The 14,901-nt window shown below is 72.8% G+C and carries 15 protein-coding genes and 1 riboswitch; of the genes, 7 read left to right on the plus strand and 8 right to left on the minus strand.

Annotated features, from left to right (window positions below):
- Positions 1-6: 6 nt before the first annotated feature.
- Entirely contained in the window at positions 7-1,635 is a 1,629-nt protein-coding gene (locus tag ACF1DX_RS10970; RefSeq protein WP_391790876.1) for a hypothetical protein, read from the plus strand.
- Between the two features lie 74 nt (positions 1,636-1,709).
- Here the strand turns inward: ACF1DX_RS10970 and ACF1DX_RS10975 are convergent, their stop codons facing one another.
- Genes ACF1DX_RS10975 through ACF1DX_RS10985 form a run of 3 tightly spaced genes read right to left on the minus strand, consistent with a single transcriptional unit; the run spans position 1,710 to position 4,370 of the window.
- The gene (locus ACF1DX_RS10975) at positions 1,710-2,966 is read right to left on the minus strand and encodes an NAD(P)/FAD-dependent oxidoreductase (protein ID WP_391790877.1); all 1,257 of its coding nucleotides are present in this window, start codon (positions 2,964-2,966) and stop codon (positions 1,710-1,712) included.
- The gene (locus ACF1DX_RS10980) at positions 2,963-3,379 is read right to left on the minus strand and encodes a GtrA family protein (protein WP_391790878.1); all 417 of its coding nucleotides are present in this window, start codon (positions 3,377-3,379) and stop codon (positions 2,963-2,965) included. Before ACF1DX_RS10980 ends, ACF1DX_RS10975 begins: the two co-directional genes overlap by 4 nt.
- Positions 3,366-4,370 carry a glycosyltransferase family 2 protein gene (locus ACF1DX_RS10985; protein ID WP_391790879.1) on the minus strand — a complete coding sequence of 335 codons (1,005 nt, stop codon included), beginning with the start codon at positions 4,368-4,370 and terminating at the stop codon, positions 3,366-3,368. Before ACF1DX_RS10985 ends, ACF1DX_RS10980 begins: the two co-directional genes overlap by 14 nt.
- A gap of 121 nt (positions 4,371-4,491) precedes the next feature.
- On the opposite strand from ACF1DX_RS10985, the gene ACF1DX_RS10990 reads away from it, so the two are divergent.
- Both ACF1DX_RS10990 and ACF1DX_RS10995 read left to right on the plus strand, forming a co-directional pair.
- On the plus strand, positions 4,492-5,619 hold the full coding sequence (locus ACF1DX_RS10990) for a hypothetical protein (protein ID WP_391790880.1): 1,128 nt from the start codon (positions 4,492-4,494) through the stop codon (positions 5,617-5,619).
- Positions 5,620-5,711: 92 nt separating this feature from the next.
- A complete protein-coding gene (locus ACF1DX_RS10995) occupies positions 5,712-6,449 on the plus strand; it encodes an SAM-dependent methyltransferase (protein WP_391790881.1) in 738 nt (245 codons plus the stop codon).
- A gap of 70 nt (positions 6,450-6,519) precedes the next feature.
- Here ACF1DX_RS10995 and ACF1DX_RS11000 read toward each other — a convergent pair whose 3' ends face one another.
- The 5 genes from ACF1DX_RS11000 to ACF1DX_RS11020 are packed head-to-tail and all read right to left on the minus strand — an operon-like array spanning position 6,520 to position 11,761.
- Positions 6,520-7,179 carry an ABC transporter ATP-binding protein gene (locus ACF1DX_RS11000; RefSeq protein ID WP_391790882.1) on the minus strand — a complete coding sequence of 220 codons (660 nt, stop codon included), beginning with the start codon at positions 7,177-7,179 and terminating at the stop codon, positions 6,520-6,522.
- Positions 7,172-8,248 carry an ABC transporter ATP-binding protein gene (locus ACF1DX_RS11005; RefSeq protein WP_391790883.1) on the minus strand — a complete coding sequence of 359 codons (1,077 nt, stop codon included), beginning with the start codon at positions 8,246-8,248 and terminating at the stop codon, positions 7,172-7,174. The genes ACF1DX_RS11000 and ACF1DX_RS11005 overlap by 8 nt, the downstream gene beginning before the upstream one ends.
- A complete protein-coding gene (locus ACF1DX_RS11010) occupies positions 8,245-9,132 on the minus strand; it encodes an ABC transporter permease (RefSeq protein ID WP_391790884.1) in 888 nt (295 codons plus the stop codon). Before ACF1DX_RS11010 ends, ACF1DX_RS11005 begins: the two co-directional genes overlap by 4 nt.
- Positions 9,133-9,182: 50 nt before the next feature.
- Positions 9,183-10,151 (minus strand): ABC transporter permease, encoded by a 969-nt coding sequence (locus ACF1DX_RS11015; RefSeq protein ID WP_391791186.1) that lies wholly within the window; start codon positions 10,149-10,151, stop codon positions 9,183-9,185.
- 20 nt (positions 10,152-10,171) lie between these two features.
- On the minus strand, positions 10,172-11,761 hold the full coding sequence (locus ACF1DX_RS11020; protein ID WP_391790885.1) for an ABC transporter substrate-binding protein: 1,590 nt from the start codon (positions 11,759-11,761) through the stop codon (positions 10,172-10,174).
- 202 nt (positions 11,762-11,963) lie between these two features.
- Positions 11,964-12,147, plus strand: a riboswitch (cobalamin riboswitch).
- 29 nt (positions 12,148-12,176) lie between these two features.
- Here ACF1DX_RS11020 and ACF1DX_RS11025 point away from each other — a divergent pair.
- From ACF1DX_RS11025 to ACF1DX_RS11040, 4 genes are read left to right on the plus strand one after another with little or no spacing between them, the layout of a single operon-like run.
- Positions 12,177-12,896: an energy-coupling factor ABC transporter permease gene (locus tag ACF1DX_RS11025; protein ID WP_391790886.1), complete on the plus strand. Its 720-nt coding sequence runs from the start codon at positions 12,177-12,179 to the stop codon at positions 12,894-12,896.
- Entirely contained in the window at positions 12,893-13,285 is a 393-nt protein-coding gene (locus ACF1DX_RS11030) for an energy-coupling factor ABC transporter substrate-binding protein (protein ID WP_391790887.1), read from the plus strand. The genes ACF1DX_RS11025 and ACF1DX_RS11030 overlap by 4 nt, the downstream gene beginning before the upstream one ends.
- 6 nt (positions 13,286-13,291) lie before the next feature.
- Positions 13,292-14,041 carry a cobalt ECF transporter T component CbiQ gene (cbiQ, locus tag ACF1DX_RS11035; RefSeq protein ID WP_391790888.1) on the plus strand — a complete coding sequence of 250 codons (750 nt, stop codon included), beginning with the start codon at positions 13,292-13,294 and terminating at the stop codon, positions 14,039-14,041.
- The gene (locus ACF1DX_RS11040) at positions 14,038-14,901 is read left to right on the plus strand and encodes an energy-coupling factor ABC transporter ATP-binding protein (RefSeq protein ID WP_391790889.1); all 864 of its coding nucleotides are present in this window, start codon (positions 14,038-14,040) and stop codon (positions 14,899-14,901) included. The genes cbiQ and ACF1DX_RS11040 overlap by 4 nt, the downstream gene beginning before the upstream one ends.

Here is a 14,901-nt window from a genome sequence, read left to right on the forward strand (position 1 = left end):
GCGCGCGTGGCACGGCTGGTCGTCGGAGTCGTGACGGGGACCGTGCTGGTGTACTCCGTGGTGACGGCCCGGCTGCACGGGGACATCCGGTATGTGCTGGCGTGTCTGCGGAGTGGTGAGGCGGTCGGCATTTCGCCGTCGGAGACCTTTACTCACCGGCCGTATTTCTACCGGTGGTTCCTTTACTGCCTCGATCAACTCGGCACCGGTCCCACCGCGGTGCGCGAGGCGGTCCTGCGGGGCGCCGGTGTGCTGCTGTGCCTCGCCGCCGGGCTCGCCCTGCGCTCGGCGCTGCGGCGGCGGCTGCCGGGCCGGGAGGCGGATCTGGCCGGTGCCGCGGTGGCCCTGGTGCTCGCGCTGGCGCCGCGCACCGACTTCCTCCAGCCGGAGTGGACGGCCGCGCTGCTGTCGGTGCTCGCGGTGGCCGTCGTGCTCGCCGGCGAACGGCCCGTGCCCGCCGCGGCACTCGCGGCCGTACCGCTGGGGCTCGCGGTGATGATGAAGTACTCCACCGCCGCGACCGCGCTCATCGCGCTGCTGGCCGTCTTCGCCGCCGACCGGGTGCGCGCGCTGCTCCTCGCCGCCGCGACGGCCGCGTCGAGCGTGCTGCTGCTGGGCTTCAGCCTCTGGTCGGGGTCGCGGGAATGGCAGTGGGTCCGGGACATGCCGCAGATCAACCAGGGCTCGCTGTCCCGGCAGGGCGTGCGGCCCGGGGAACTCCTCACCCGCTCGGCCGACTTCCTCGCGGACCGGGCCGTCCTCAGCCCCGTACTGCTCCTGCTGCCCGCGGCGCTGCTCCTGCTGCTCGCCTGCCAGGACGCCCGGCGCCGGCGCACCGAGTGGGCGGTGCTCGCCGTGGCGGGGGCCGCCGTGGGGCTGGGCGCGGTCGTGGTGCAGGGCAACTGGTTCGCGTACCACGGCGCCGCGCTGCCGGTGGGCGCCGCCGCGCTGTGGGGGCTCGCGGTGGCGCGCTGGTACGGGGTGCGGGGGCGGGTGCCGGTGGGTTTCCTGGCGGTCAGCGGCGTGATCGCCGTCCTGGCGCCGTGGTACTCCGCCGCCCCGCAGGGACTGCAGCGGCCGGCGGTCGTGTGGGGGGCGGGGGCCGTCGCGCTCGGCGTCGCGTTCCTCGACGTGCGGCGCCCGGCCCAGGGCGGCTCCGGGTTGCGGGTGCCGGCCGCCGTGGTGGGGATCGGGCTGGTCGCGGTGGCCGTCTGGCCCTCCTCCCCCCATCTCATGAACCGCGGCGAGGTGCGCCAGACCAACGCCGCGTACCTGCGGGCCTCCGAGGAGAGGGCCGACGCGGCGGCCGAGGTGCGGCGGCGGTTGCCGGACGGGGCGCTCGTGCAGTACCTCGCCTTCGGCGACGAGGCGTACTTCATCGGGCACGCCTCGCCGTGCCCCTACCCGATCCCGACGTTCCTGCAGCGCACCCGCTACCTCCCGGACGTGAGCACCCTCGACTCGTACGCCGAGAACGCCCGTTGCCTGGACGAGGATCCGCCGCGGTACGCGGTGCTGAACCGCGGCTGGTTCCCCCCGGGGAAGATCGACCGGGCGCTGGCGCGGCGGATCGAGGCGCGCTACGCCTGTCCGCCGGCGCCCGCGAGGCAGCTCGTCGTGTGCCGGCTGCGGTGAGCACGGGCCGACGCGCCCGTACGGCGACGGCCACCGCCCCCGTCCGGGGGCGGTGGCCGTCGCCGTACCGCGGCTCACCGGGCGCCGATCAGCTCCATGACCCGGTGCGCCATCGCCACGGCGTAGTTCTGTCCCCGGTCCTGCGGGTAGACCTGCGCCATCGTGGCCAGCGTGACCCGGCTCATCGTCGTCTCGTGCGGCGGGATGAGCTCCCGGTACTCCGGGGTGACGACGGGCTGCGCGAAGGGGGCGCGGGAGAAGTGCCGGCGGGAGATCCAGGAGCGGTCGAAGTCCGGGTTCAGGCGTCGCAGCCAGGGCGTGTACGCCTCCAGCAGGTCCTCCGGGTCGGAGGTGAAGCGCCAGTCGTCGCGCGGCACGTAGTTCCCGACGTACACGACGTGCTTGCCGCCGTACTCCGCCGGGTCCACCATCCGGGTGTGCTCGACGACGGCCAGGAACGGGAAGTCGGTGTCGTTGACGTTGAGCCAGTAGTACGGGATGAGGCTGCGGTCCAGCTCCAGCACGAGGCAGGTCGCGCCGAGGTACTGGTTGCGCCACGTCACGTCGTCGGACGGCAGTCCCGCGGCCCGGGCGAAGGCGGGCTGCGGGACGGTGACGACGACGTGGTCGAAGCCGTACGACGACCCGTCCTCGGTGTCGACCGTCACCGTGTCGCCGTCCTGCCGGATGCGCGTCAGCCGCTTGCCGAACTCGATCTTCCCGCCGCGCGAGGCGACCGCGTCCGCCAGCGCCGCGTACACCTTGTCGAACCCGCCGTGCACATAGCCCAGTTCGAAGGTGCGGCAGTGCACCCGGGCCCACAGCCAGGCCATGGACACCTCTTCGGCGCGCTCCCCGAACTTGCCGCGCAGCAGCGGCTCCCAGATCTCCTCCGTGGCGCGCCGTCCGGCCCAGCGGCGCAGCCAGCTCAGCGCCGTGCGGTCGTTGAAGCGCTCGCCCTTGCGTACGGCCTTCAGCGCGGCGGAGGAGAAAGCGAAGCGCAGTGCCGGCAGCGGCGGGAGGAAGCGCAGCATCTGCAGTGGGGTGCTGAAGGGGCGCAGCCGTCCGGCGCGGTAGATGCCGGTGGTGGGCTTGTGGAAGCGCAGGGACGAGCCCAGGCCCAGCTCCTCGATCAGCTCGATCATGGCGTGGTCGGAGCGGAAGATGTGGTGGTAGTAGCGCTCCAGCGGTGTGCCCTGCACGGTCAGTGAGGCGGCCAGGCCGCCCAGTTCGTCGGCCGCTTCCAGCACCGTGACCGTGTGTCCGGCCTTGACCGCGTCGTAGGCGGCGGTCAGTCCGGTGGCGCCGGCGCCGATGATGCCCAGGTTCACGCGAAGCTCCACTTCCGGTTGAGCACGAATTGCACCGCCAGGACCAGCGGCAGGGAGGCGGCCTTGACCAGGTTCGGGTCGGCTCCGAGCCGGCCGGCGAAGAACCACAGCAGCCCGAAGGTGAGCGCGATACCGACCAGGCCGACGGCGTAGAAGCGCACGAGACGCAGCAGCAGACGGTCGCGCTTGCCGAAGGTGAAGACCGCGTTGAGGATAAAGTTGTTGGTGATGCCGAGGGTGGTGCCGACGCCGTTGGCGATCTGCTCGTGCCAGCCCAGGACGTTGAAGAGGAGCGCGAAGGCGGCCAGGTCCAGGGCGACTCCGCTGCCGCCGACGAGGGTGTAGCTGACCAGTTGGCGGAGGTCGCGTCGCGGGCGCCGCCCGGTCGGTGCGGGCGTGTCAGTGACCGTCATGGCGGACCACCTGCCGGACGATGTACAGCGGCCGTCCCTGCGCCTCGCTGTACGTGCGCCCGATGTACGAGCCGAGCACCCCGAGCGAGAGCATCTGCACCCCGCCCAGGAACAGCACGACGACCATGAGCATGGTCCAGCCGGACACCGTGATGTCGGGCCGGAACACCTTCATCGCCAGCGCGTAGAGAATGCCCGCGAAGGAGAGGGTGAGCACCAGGAACCCGAGGCGGGTGATGAGCTTCAGCGGAACCGTGGAGAAGCCGGTCACCCCGTCGATCGCCAGCCGCGCCATCTTCCGCAGCGGGTACTTGGTCTCGCCGGCGAACCGCTCGTCCCGGTCGAAGTGCACCTCGGTCTGGACGAAGCCCATCGAGGCGACGATGCCGCGCACGAACCGGCTGCGTTCGCGGTAGCGCCGCAGCTCGTCGGCGACCCGCCGGTCCAGCAGCCGGAAGTCCCCGGTGTCCAGGGGGATGTCGACCTCCGTGCACGCGCGCAGGACCCTGTAGTACGCGGCGGCCGTCGCCCGCTTGAACAGCCCGTCCTGCCGGGACCGGCGGCGGGCGTGCACGATCTCCGCGCCGTCCCGCCAGGCGTCGATGAGCTCCAGGCTCACCCGCGGGGGGTCCTGCAGATCGGTGTCCATCACGATCACCGCGTCGCCGCGCGCCTCGTCCAGTCCGGCCGTGATCGCCATCTGGTGCCCGAAGTTGCGCGCGAAGTCGACCACGCACACCCGCGGATCGTTCTTCGCCAGGTCGCGGAGGATCGCCAGGGAGGCGTCGGACGAACCATCATTGACGTACACCAGTTCGAAGGAGAGCTCCGGTCGGGTACCGATCGCTTCCACGAGTTCGTCGTGGAAGCGCCGTATGCCGTCCTGCTCGTTGAACACCGGCAGCACGTAGCTGATCAGTGCGGTTCCGCCGGGGCTCTCCCGGGGGCGCGGCACCGGTGACGGTGTCGCGAGGGCGGATGTGTCTGACATTGCGGCGACGCTAGGGAGCACCGCTGAACGGCGGGCGAACGGCCGGTTGTCTTCCGCGCTCGAACAGGTGGCGAGCGGTCGCCCCCGAAAACTCGGCTGCACCGTGCAACCGTTCGGGGCGATGATCGGTCTTCACATCGACCACATCGGTCGCATTCACGAGGAGCCCGTCATTTCCGCCATACACAAGACCCTCACCGCCACCGCCGTCGCCACCGTGGTCCTGGCGGGTTCCGCCGCCTGCGGCACCGTGGAGAACCTGTCCGCGGGACAGAAACTCGACCAGGCCTTCGAGAAGCTCGGCAAGGAGCGCTCGCTCTCCTTCGAGCTGGACCTGGACACCGACGCCGCGTCGCTGAAGGCGCTGGACGCCGGGTCGGCGCCCGAGGACGCGATGCCCGAGGAGCTCGCCGAACTGCTCAGCGACGCGCGGATCTCCCTGTCGGTGCGGTCCAAGAAGCCGCTCGAGGAGTCCGGTGAGAAGGACCTCGACGGCATGGCGCTGAAGTTCGGCGGCCCGGACGGCGATCTGTTCGAGTACCGGCTGGTCGGCGACTACACCTACGTCCGTGCCGACCTGGACGCGATCGGGCGGATGAGCGGCAGCCCCATGCCGTCGGCCGACGAACTGCCGGACAGCGCGGGAGCGTTCAAGAAGCTCCTCGCCGGTGAGTGGATCAAGATCTCGACGAAGGAGGTCGAGGAGGCCGGCGGGCGGATGTCGGGGGCGGAGGGCGCCGAGGCCGGGGAGCCCTCGGCGGACCCCACGCTCGACGCCAAGACGCAGAAGAAGCTCACCAAGGCACTGCGGCAGGTCGTCGCCAAGGAGGTCGACTTCAAGACCTCCGACGGGCCGGACGGCACCGAACACATCGAGGCCACGGCGCCCTTCCGCACGCTGATGACCGAACTGACCGACGAGCTGGCCCCGTTGGCGAAGGAACTGCCGCCGGGCGCCGAGCTGCCGACGGCCGAGGACTTCAAGGACGCGCCGAACGAGAAGGTCACGGCCGACTTCACGCTGAAGAACGGCGAGCTGACCGAGGTCTCCATCGACCTGGCCAAGCTGGCGGAGAAGGCGAAGGTCAAGAAGTTCGCGCTGGTGCTGCGCCTGGGCGGGGGCGAGAAGGCCACGGCCCCGGCGAACGCCACCGAGGTGGACATCGACGAGCTCATGGAGGGCTTCTTCGGCGGCTTCGCGGCGGGGGCGCTCGGCGAGGAGGCGTTCATGGAGGGCACCGAGGTCTGACCCCACCCGGTACAGGCGGTTCCGGCCGCCCGTACCGGCCGCCCGGCGGAAAAAGGGGTGCGTGCCGGCTCCGCCCGTGTCAGGCTCCGGCGGTGCGTCGTGAACAGATCTCCCGGCTTGCCCACGCGGATCACCCGGTCGCGGCCCCGCTCGGCGACGACTCGGTACGGCGGCTGCTGGAACGCGCTGTCCCGCGCGACAACGCCCGGGTGCTCGACCTCGGCTGCGGCGGCGGGGAGTGGCTGCTGCGCGCCCTGACCGCGTATCCGGGACTGCGGGCCGAGGGCGTGGACGTCTCCGCGGGCTCGCTGGAGCATGCCCGGGAGGCGGCGCGCGTGCGCGGGGTCCAGGAACGCCTCGTGCTCCATCACGGGGATGCCGGGGATTTCGCCGCCTCCCACGCCTTCGACCTGGTGATCAGCGTCGGGGCCACCCACGCCTTCGGCGGCCTGCCCGCCACCCTCGCGGCGGCCCGCGGGCACCTGGCTCCCGGCGGACGCGTCCTGATCGGTGACGGGTTCTGGGCGCGGGAGCCCTCCTCCGAGGCCGTCGGGACGCTCGGCGACCTCAGCGACCTGCCGACCACGACGGACCGCGTCGTCGCCGACGGATGGACCCCCGTCCACGGGCACATCAGCACACGTGAGGAGCTCGACGACTACGAGTGGGCGTGGACGGGATCGCTGGCCTCATGGGCCCTGGACCACCCGGACGACCCGGACGGCGCGCAGGCCCTGGCGACGGCCACCGCCCACCGCGACGGCTGGCTGCGCGTCTACCGGGACGTCTTCGGCTTCGTCTGCCTGGTGCTGCGCCCGACGTCCGGCTGAGCCGGACCGCGCACGATGCCGTCAGCCGGTGAGGAACCCGGTGGCCCCGCCTCCTCCTTCGGCGGCGGCCTCACCCTCCGGTGACCGTGTCCCAGTGGACCGTGCGGTCGCACCAGCGGTTCAGGAGGACCTGGTCGTGGCCCACGGCCAGCAGGCCCGCGCCCGTCGTGGCGCGGTAGGCCTCGACGGCCCCGACCAGCGCGGCCGTGGTCGACGCGTCCAGCATCGCGGTCATCTCGTCGCAGATCAGCCAGCGAGGGCGCAGCACCAGCGCGCGGGCGAGGCAGGCGCGTTGGAGCTGGCCGTCGCTGACCTCGTGGGGGCGGCGGGTGAGCAGGTCGGGGGTCAGGCCGACGGTTCCGGCGAGTTCGGCCACCCGGCCGGGGACGGACGAGCGGCGGCCCGTGGCGCGCAGGGGTTCCGCGATCAGGTCGGCCAGGCTCAGGCGGGGGTCGGCGGAGAGGCGGGGCTGCTGGAAGACGACGCCGACGGCGGTGCGCAGCTCGCGCGGGGCGCGGTGGCGCCAGCGGCGCACGGGGGTGCCGTCGAGGACGACGTCCCCGGCGTCCGGGCGGTGGAGGAGGGCGGCGACCCTCGCCAGGGTGGACTTGCCGCAGCCGCTGGGGCCGAGCAGGCCGACGGACTCGCCGGGGGTGACGGTGAGGGTGGCGTCCCGTACGGCGGGGGCCCGTCGGTCGTATCCGGCGGTGACGAAGCGCAGTTCAAGCACGGATGTCCTCGGGGGTGGGTGCCGGGGCCGGGTGGTGACAGGCGACCGACCCGGTGAAGGGCGGGAGCGCCGTGCAGGTGTCCGTGGCGCGGTCGCAGCGGGGGGCGAAGGCGCAGCCGTCGGGGAGGGCGCCGAGTTCGGGGGGCATGCCGGGGATGGGGGTGAAGGCCCGGTCGGGGAGGGCGTCCAGCAGGCCCCGGCTGTAGGGGTGGCGGGGGCCCGGTGCGCCGAAGAAGGCGCTCGCTCGGGTCAGTTCGACGATGCGGCCCGCGTACATGACGGCCACCCGGTCGGCGACGCGTTCCGCCGCCGCGAGGTCGTGGGTGATCATCAGCAGGGCCCGGTCGCCGTCGGCGTCGGCGTGGCGGCGCAGTTCGTCGACGGTGCGGTCCACCAGGTCGCGGTCCAGGCCTGTGGTGGGTTCGTCGGCCAGCAGGAGGGGTGCCTCGCCCACCAGGGCGAGGGCGGTGGCGGCGCGCTGGGCCAGGCCGCCGGAGAGTTCGTGGGGATGGCGGTCGAGGTGGTCCGGCGGGAATCCGGCGCGTCCGGCGGCCTGTTCGGCCGCCGTGCGCAGGGCCGCGCGGCCCCGGACGCCGGTGAGCTGGGCGACCGTCTCCTCCAGTTGGGAGCGGATGGTGCGTACGGGGGTGAGGTGGGCGGCCGGGCTCTGCGGGATGAGGCCGATGCGGCGGCCCCGCACGGTGCGGGCGAGGGTGCGTTCGCCGGCGGTCAGCAGGTCCAGGTCGCCGAGGTGGGCGTGGCCCGCGGTCCGGGCGTTGGCGGGGAGCAGGCCGAGGAGGGCGGAGGCGAGGACGGACTTGCCGCAGCCGCTCTCGCCGATCAGGGCGAGGCATTCGCCGGGTGCCACGTCGAAGTGGGCGTCGGTGACGGCGGCGACGCGGCGTCCGCCCGGCAGCAGGAAGCGTACGGACAGGCCGCGCACCGACAGCACGGCAGGTCGCTCGGCCGTCGCGGCGCCGGTGGACGGCGAAGGGAGGCTCTCGGCCGTCGCCGCATGCGGGATCGCCGCATGCTCCGCCGACGGCACGGCAGGTCGCTCGGTCGTCACAGTGTCAGCTCCGATCGGCGGCGGGGGTTGATCCGCTCCCGCCAGACACCGGCGAGACCGGCGACGGCGAGGGTGGGGATGATCAGGAACAGGCCGGGGAAGAGGGTCGGCCACCACTGTCCGGCGAGCAGGGAGCCGCGGGCGCCCTGGATGAGGGTGCCGAGGCTGGCGGTGTGGGCGGGCAGGCCGAGGCCGAGGAAGGACAGGGCCGACTCGTGCCACATGGCGTGCGGCACCATGAGGACGGCGGCGAGGCCGGCCTGGGGCAGCACGCCGGGCAGCAGGTGCCGGACGACGACCCGCCACCGGGAGGCGCCGCCGGAGACGGCCGCGTCGATGTAGGGGCGGGAGCGCAGCGAGAGGACCTCGGCGCGGACGATCCGGGCGGTGGACAGCCAGTGGGTGAGGCCGACGGAGATCACCACCGGCCAGACGCCCGGCCGGAACATGGCGACGATGAAGACGCCGAGCAGCAGGTGCGGTACGGAGGAGAAGGTGTCGACCAGGCGCATGACCGCGCGGTCGGCCCAGCCGCCGAGCGCGCCGGCGGTGGCGCCGACGGCGGTGCCGATCACGGTGGCGGCGAGCGCGGCCACCACGCCCACCAGCAACGACACCCTGAGCCCGTAGACACAGCGCAGCAGCAGGTCGCGGCCCACGTCGTCGGTGCCGAAGGGGTGGGACCAGGACGGCGGCAGGAGTTTGGCGGCGAGGTCGACCACCTGCTGGTCGAGCCGGACCAGCGGGGGGACGAGGAGCACCGCGAGGACGGTCACGGCGACGAGTCCGGCGGAGACGTACAGCCGCAGGGTGTGGGTGGAGCGGCGGGCGGTGCCGTGTGCGCGCCACACCGGTTTGGTCACGGTGGTGGTGTCAGCAGCCATGGGAGTTGCCTCCGTGGGAGTCACGTCCATGGGGGTCGCGTCCATGGGGGTCACATCTCATTCAGCTTCACCCTCGGGTCGATCAGTCCGTAGAGCAGGTCGGCGAGGAGGTTTCCGGCGAGGACGGCGGCGGTGGCGAGGGTGGTCAGCGCGGCAAGGAGCGGGAAGTCCACGGAGGTGGCCGCCTCGACGGTGGCCGCGGCGATGCCCGGCCAGCTGAACACGGTCTCCACCAGCAGGGCGCCGGTGATGAGTTCGGGGACGCGGGAGCCGATCAGGGTGAGCACGGGCAGCAGTCCGGAGCGCAGGGCGTGGCCGAGCAGGACGGTGCGTTCGCTCAGGCCGCGGGCGCGGGCGCCGCGCACGGGGTCCTCGGCGAGGGCGTCGCCGACGCCCTGACGGACGTAGAGGGTGAACCAGGGCAGCTGGGAGACGGCGAGGACGCCGGCGGGCAGGATCAGGTGGCTCGTGACCTGACCGAAGGTGACCTGGTCGCTGCCGGTGTCGGTGAGGCCGCCGGCCGGGAGGACGTCCAGCTTCAGGGCGAACAGCCAGACGGCGAGCAGGGCGGTCCAGAAGACCGGGGCGGCCTCCAGGGCGTACGCGAGGGAGGTGACCGCACGGTCGAGGAGCGAGCCGGGGCGGCGGGCGGCGAGGACGCCGAGCACGGTGCCGAGCAGGACGGCGACGGCGAACGCGACGGCGCACAGCAGGGCCGACCAGACCAGGCGTTCACCGATGACCTCGGCGACGGGCTGGCGCATCACGGTGGACCGGCCGAGGTCGCCGCCGACCGCGGAGGTCAGCCAGTCCCACCAGCGGGCGGTGAACGGCCGGTCCACGCCGAGGTTCTCCCGCAGCCGGTCCAGGGTCTCCTGGTCGGCACCGAGCGCGGCGGTGCCGGCGTACGCCTTGACGGGGTCGAAGGGGGAGGCGGCGGCGACGGCGAACACGCCGAAGGTGACGACCAGCAGCACCGGCACGGCGAACAGGGCCCGCCGTGCCGTGAGCCGGGCCATCTCTCCCCAGGGGAGTGCGGTCATGCGGCGGGCTGCCAGTCCTCGACGTTCCACCAGGGGCCGCTGGCGAAGCCGTGCTCGTGGGGTTCGGTCTGGGTGGTGAGGTCCTTCCAGCGGTCGGCGAGGACGTACATGTGGTCGATGTGGGTGAGGAAGGTGTAGCCGGGGTTCTTCACCAGTTCGCGCTGGAGGGTGTCGTAGGCGGCCTCGCGGTCCTTCGGGTCCTGGCCGCGGCGGCCGGTGTCGAGGGCCTCGTCGACGGCCGGGTTGTCGTACAGGGCCATGTTGTTGAAGCCGTCGCCGGCGAGGGAGGAGTGCAGGAGCGTGTAGAGGCCGAAGTCGGGGTCGCCGGTGCTGCCGAAGCCGGCGAGGACGGCGTCGTGCTTCATCCGGGGTTCGATGACCTCCCAGGTGGCGCTCTCCACCTTGACGTCGATGCCGGCCTTCTTGGCGTCGGAGGCGTAGGCGAGGGCGTGGTCCTGGCGGACCTTGTCGCCGGAGGGGTAGGAGAGGGTGAAGCGGGCGGGGCGGCCGTCCTTGGCGCGGATGCCGTCCTTTCCGGTCTTCCAGCCGGCCTCGTCGAGGATGCTCTTGGCCTTGCCGAGGTCCTGGGGGCGTTCGACGTCCTCGGCGAACCAGGGGTCGTCGACGGGCAGCGGACCGTAGGCGGGGCGGCCGGCGCCGTCGAGGATCTTGTCGACCATGGTCTCGCGGTCCACGGCGAGGTCCAGGGCGCGGCGGATCGCGGTGTCGCCGGCGACGGGGTTGCCGGTGGGGAGGGTGACGGCGCGGAAGTCGTACGACGTCGCCCGGTACGTCTTCCTGCCGTCGTCGTCCTTGAAGGTGGCGGCGAGGTTGGGCGGCAGGGCCGCGCCGTCGAGGTCGCCGGAGCGCAGCCGGGTGGCGCGGACGTCGTCGTCGGCGATGATCGCCATGGTGAGCTTTTTCACCTTCGGGGCGCCGCCCCAGTAGTCCGGATTGGCCTTGAAGGTGAGTTTCTCGCCCTTGCTCCAGCCGGTGAGGACGTACGGTCCGGTGCCGACCGGCTTGGTGTTGAACGGGCCGGTGTTGGGATCCTGTCCGCCCGCGACGTGCTCGGGGACGACGGGCAGTACGGTGCGGGCGGCGAAGGCCGCGTAGGGGTAGGCGAGGGTGAAGACGACCTTGTCGTCGCCCTCGGCCCGGACGTCCTTGACGGCGTCCAGTTCGCTCTTGGCGGTGTTGTTGGTCTTCTCGTCCAGCACGGTGTCGTACGTGAAGACCACGTCGTCGGCGGTCAGCGGCTCGCCGTCGCTGAACTTCACGCCGTCGCGCAGGGTGTAGGTGTAGGTGCGGCCGCCGTCGGTGACCTCGGGGAGCGCCTTGGCCAGGGCCGGCTTCAGCCTCATGTCGGCGTCGCGGGCGAGGAGTCCGTCGAAGATCTTGGAGTTGCCGTCCTTGCCGTAGCCGAGCAGCGGGCTGAGGGTGTCCGGTTCGGACGGGACCCCGATCACGACGGATTCGGCGGACGCCCCGCCGTCCGCGCCGCCGTCGCCCGGCGCCGAGCAGGCGGCGACCGCACCGGCCATCGCGACCGCGGCGGCGGCGCCCCGTATTCGTCGGGTCGTCATCGAACCTCACACTCCTGTTGCCTGAAAACCGTTGTTGCATATTAATTGCAGCAAGGTACTGCCCAGGACGACGGCCCCCCACTCCCCCGCCCCGACGGACGGCGCCGCTCGTGTCAAGTGCGCAGGTGTGCGCCGGGGTGCGAGCCGCCGGGCGCCGTCCGCGCGCCCCTGGTGGCCGCTTGTCACCGGACCGGAACGGGCACTACTGTCACCACGCCTTGGTGACGGGAAATCGGTGCGATACCGGTGCGGCCCTCGCCACTGTGATCGGGAAGTCCGGCTCCAGTCCTCACGGACAGCCACTGGGTTCTTCGGGACCCGGGAAGGCGGAGCACGGGCGGTGGTACCCGTCAGCCAGGAGACCGGCCAAGGCACGTCAACCATCCACGAGGTGCTGGAGAGGGTCTGCTGAGCCATGCACATAGCCGAGGGGTTTCTGCCACCGGTGCACGCGGTCGCCTGGGGCGTCGCGTCGGCGCCGTTCGTCGTCCATGGAGCCCGGTCGCTCATCCGTGAGGTACGGGAACATCCCGAGAGCACGCTGCTGCTCGGCGCGTCGGGAGCGTTCACGTTCGTCCTGTCCGCGCTGAAACTGCCTTCCGTCACCGGAAGTTGCTCCCACCCCACCGGCACGGGGCTCGGCGCGATCCTGTTCCGGCCGCCGGTCATGGCGGTGCTGGGCACCATCACCCTGCTGTTCCAGGCGCTGCTGCTGGCCCACGGCGGACTGACCACGCTGGGCGCCAACGTCTTCTCGATGGCCGTCGTCGGCCCCTGGGCCGGATACGGGATCTACCGGCTGCTGCGCCGGTACGACGTGCCGCTGATGGTCGCGGTGTTCCTCGGCGCGTTCGTCGCCGACCTGTCGACGTACTGCGTGACGAGCGTGCAGCTCGCGCTCGCCTTCCCCGACCCGGGGAGCGGATTCTGGGGCGCGCTGGGCAAGTTCGGCTCCATCTTCGCCGTGACGCAGATCCCGCTCGCGGTGAGCGAGGGGCTGCTGACCGTGCTGGTGATGCGCATGCTGGTGCAGTCGAGCAAGGGGGAGCTGACGCGGCTCGGGGTGCTGGTGGCGTCGGTGGCCGGGCGGAAGACGGCGAAGCCGTCCGACTCGGCGGAGGCGGTGGCCCGATGAGCCGCAACGCGAGGATCAACACGCTGCTGCTGGTGCTGGTGGCCGCGCTCGCCGTGATCCCGCTGGTGTTCGGGCTCGGCGACCACAAGGAGGAGCCGTTCACGGGCGCGGACGCCGAGGCCGAGACGGCGATCACCGAGATCGACCCGGACTACGAGCCGTGGTTCTCGCCGCTGTACGAACCGCCGTCCGGGGAGATCGAGTCGGCGCTGTTCGCCCTCCAGGCGGCGATCGGCGCGGGCGTCCTCGCGTACTACTTCGGGGTGCGGCGCGGGCGGCGGCAGGGGGAGGCGCGGGCGCTGGAGCGGCTGCGGGCGGAGGCGGGCACGGACACCGAGGCCGACACGGACGCCGGTGCCGGGGCCGTCTCCGAACGACGACGGGTCTGACGGCACGTGCTGCCGATCGACGCGGCGGCGCACAGCAGCCGCTGGCGCCGCCGTCATCCCGTGGACAAGGCCGTACTGGGGCTGGGGCTCACCCTGCTCGCCGTCTCGCTGCCGCCGTGGCCGGGCGCGGCCCTGGTGCTGGTGACGGCGCTCGTGGTGCTGCTCGGCCCGGCGGGGGTGCCGGGCCGGCGGCTGTGGCGGGCGTACCGGGTGCCGCTGGGCTTCTGCGTCACCGGGGCGCTGCCCCTGCTGGTACGGGTGGGCGGGCCGGGCGGGTTCGTGTCCTGGGCCGAGGACGGGCCGCTGCGCGCCGGGGAGTTGCTGCTGCGCACGTCGGCGGCCTCGCTGGGCGTGCTGCTGTTCGCCTTCACCACGCCCATGTCGGACCTGCTGCCGCGTCTGGTGCGGGCCGGGGTACCGGCCCCGCTCGTGGACGTGGCGCTGGTGACGTACCGGATGAGCTTCCTGCTGCTGGACTCGGTGCGCCGTGTCAGCCAGGCGCAGGCGGCCCGGCTGGGGCACACCACCCGGGCGGCGACGTGGCGTTCGCTGGGCGGGCTGGGCGCGACCGCGTTCGTCCGGTCCTTCGACCGGGCGGCGCGGCTGCAGACGGGGCTCGCCGGACGCGGTTACGACGGCACCCTGCGCGTGCTGGTGCCCGAGGCCCGCGTCTCCGTCCGGTTCACGGTCGCGAGCGTGGCGCTCCTCGCGGCGCTGGCCGCCCTCACCCTCGTACTGGAAAGGCGACTGCCGTGAGTGAGTCCGTACTGCTGGCCCTGCGGGGCGCGTCGTTCGCGTACGAGGACGGCCCGCCCGTGCTCGACGGCCTGGACTTCGAGGTGCACGAGGGGCGTGCGCTGGCGCTGCTGGGGCGCAACGGCAGCGGCAAGACGACGCTGATGCGGCTGCTGAGCGGTGGACTTCGGCCCGAGGAGGGCGAGTTGACCGTCGAGGGCCGGCCGGTGCGCTACGACCGCAAAGGCCTGACGGCGCTGCGCACCACCGTGCAACTGGTGGTGCAGGACCCCGACGACCAGTTGTTCGCGGCGTCGGTCGGCCAGGACGTGTCGTTCGGGCCGCTCAACCTCGGCCTGCCCGGCACGGAGGTGCGCGCCCGGGTGGCGGAGTCGCTCGCCGCGCTGGACATCACCGCCCTCGCCGACCGTCCCACGCACCTGCTGTCCTACGGGCAGCGCAAGCGGACGGCGATCGCGGGCGCGGTCGCCATGCGGCCCCGCGTCCTGATCCTCGACGAACCGACGGCGGGCCTCGACCCGGACGGCCAGGAACGCCTGCTGGCCACCCTCGACGGCCTGCGCGAGAACGGCACGACGGTCGTCATGGCCACCCACGACGTGGACCTCGCCCTGCGCTGGGCCGACGATGCGGCCCTGCTCACCCCGTCCGGCGCGCACACCGGTCCGGCGGCCGACATGCTGGCCCGCACGGACCTCCTCGCGGCGGCGGGACTGCGGCTGCCGTGGGGAGTGGCGGTCGGGCGGCTGCTGCGGGCGCGGGGACTGGTGACCGGCTCGGCCGCCGGCCCCCGTTCCCCGGAGGAACTGGCGGCCCTGGTGGCCGCGTCCGCCGGCGAAGGTGACGCGCACGCTCCGTGA

The sequence above is a fragment of the Streptomyces sp. NPDC014676 genome (assembly GCF_043084105.1).
Taxonomy (GTDB): Bacteria; Actinomycetota; Actinomycetes; order Streptomycetales; family Streptomycetaceae; genus Streptomyces.

What these genes read in the sequence shown, in the direction of transcription:
- ACF1DX_RS10990 (WP_391790880.1), top strand. Translation starts at nt 4,492, where the DNA reads ATGATCGGTCTTCACATCGACCACATCGGTCGCATTCACGAGGAGCCC.
- ACF1DX_RS11020 (WP_391790885.1), bottom strand. Translation starts at nt 11,761, where the DNA reads ATGACGACCCGACGAATACGGGGCGCCGCCGCCGCGGTCGCGATGGCC.
- ACF1DX_RS11015 (WP_391791186.1), bottom strand. Translation starts at nt 10,151, where the DNA reads ATGGCCCGGCTCACGGCACGGCGGGCCCTGTTCGCCGTGCCGGTGCTG.
- ACF1DX_RS11010 (WP_391790884.1), bottom strand. Translation starts at nt 9,132, where the DNA reads ATGGCTGCTGACACCACCACCGTGACCAAACCGGTGTGGCGCGCACAC.
- ACF1DX_RS11025 (WP_391790886.1), top strand. Translation starts at nt 12,177, where the DNA reads ATGCACATAGCCGAGGGGTTTCTGCCACCGGTGCACGCGGTCGCCTGG.
- ACF1DX_RS10980 (WP_391790878.1), bottom strand. Translation starts at nt 3,379, where the DNA reads ATGACGGTCACTGACACGCCCGCACCGACCGGGCGGCGCCCGCGACGC.
- ACF1DX_RS11030 (WP_391790887.1), top strand. Translation starts at nt 12,893, where the DNA reads ATGAGCCGCAACGCGAGGATCAACACGCTGCTGCTGGTGCTGGTGGCC.
- ACF1DX_RS10985 (WP_391790879.1), bottom strand. Translation starts at nt 4,370, where the DNA reads ATGTCAGACACATCCGCCCTCGCGACACCGTCACCGGTGCCGCGCCCC.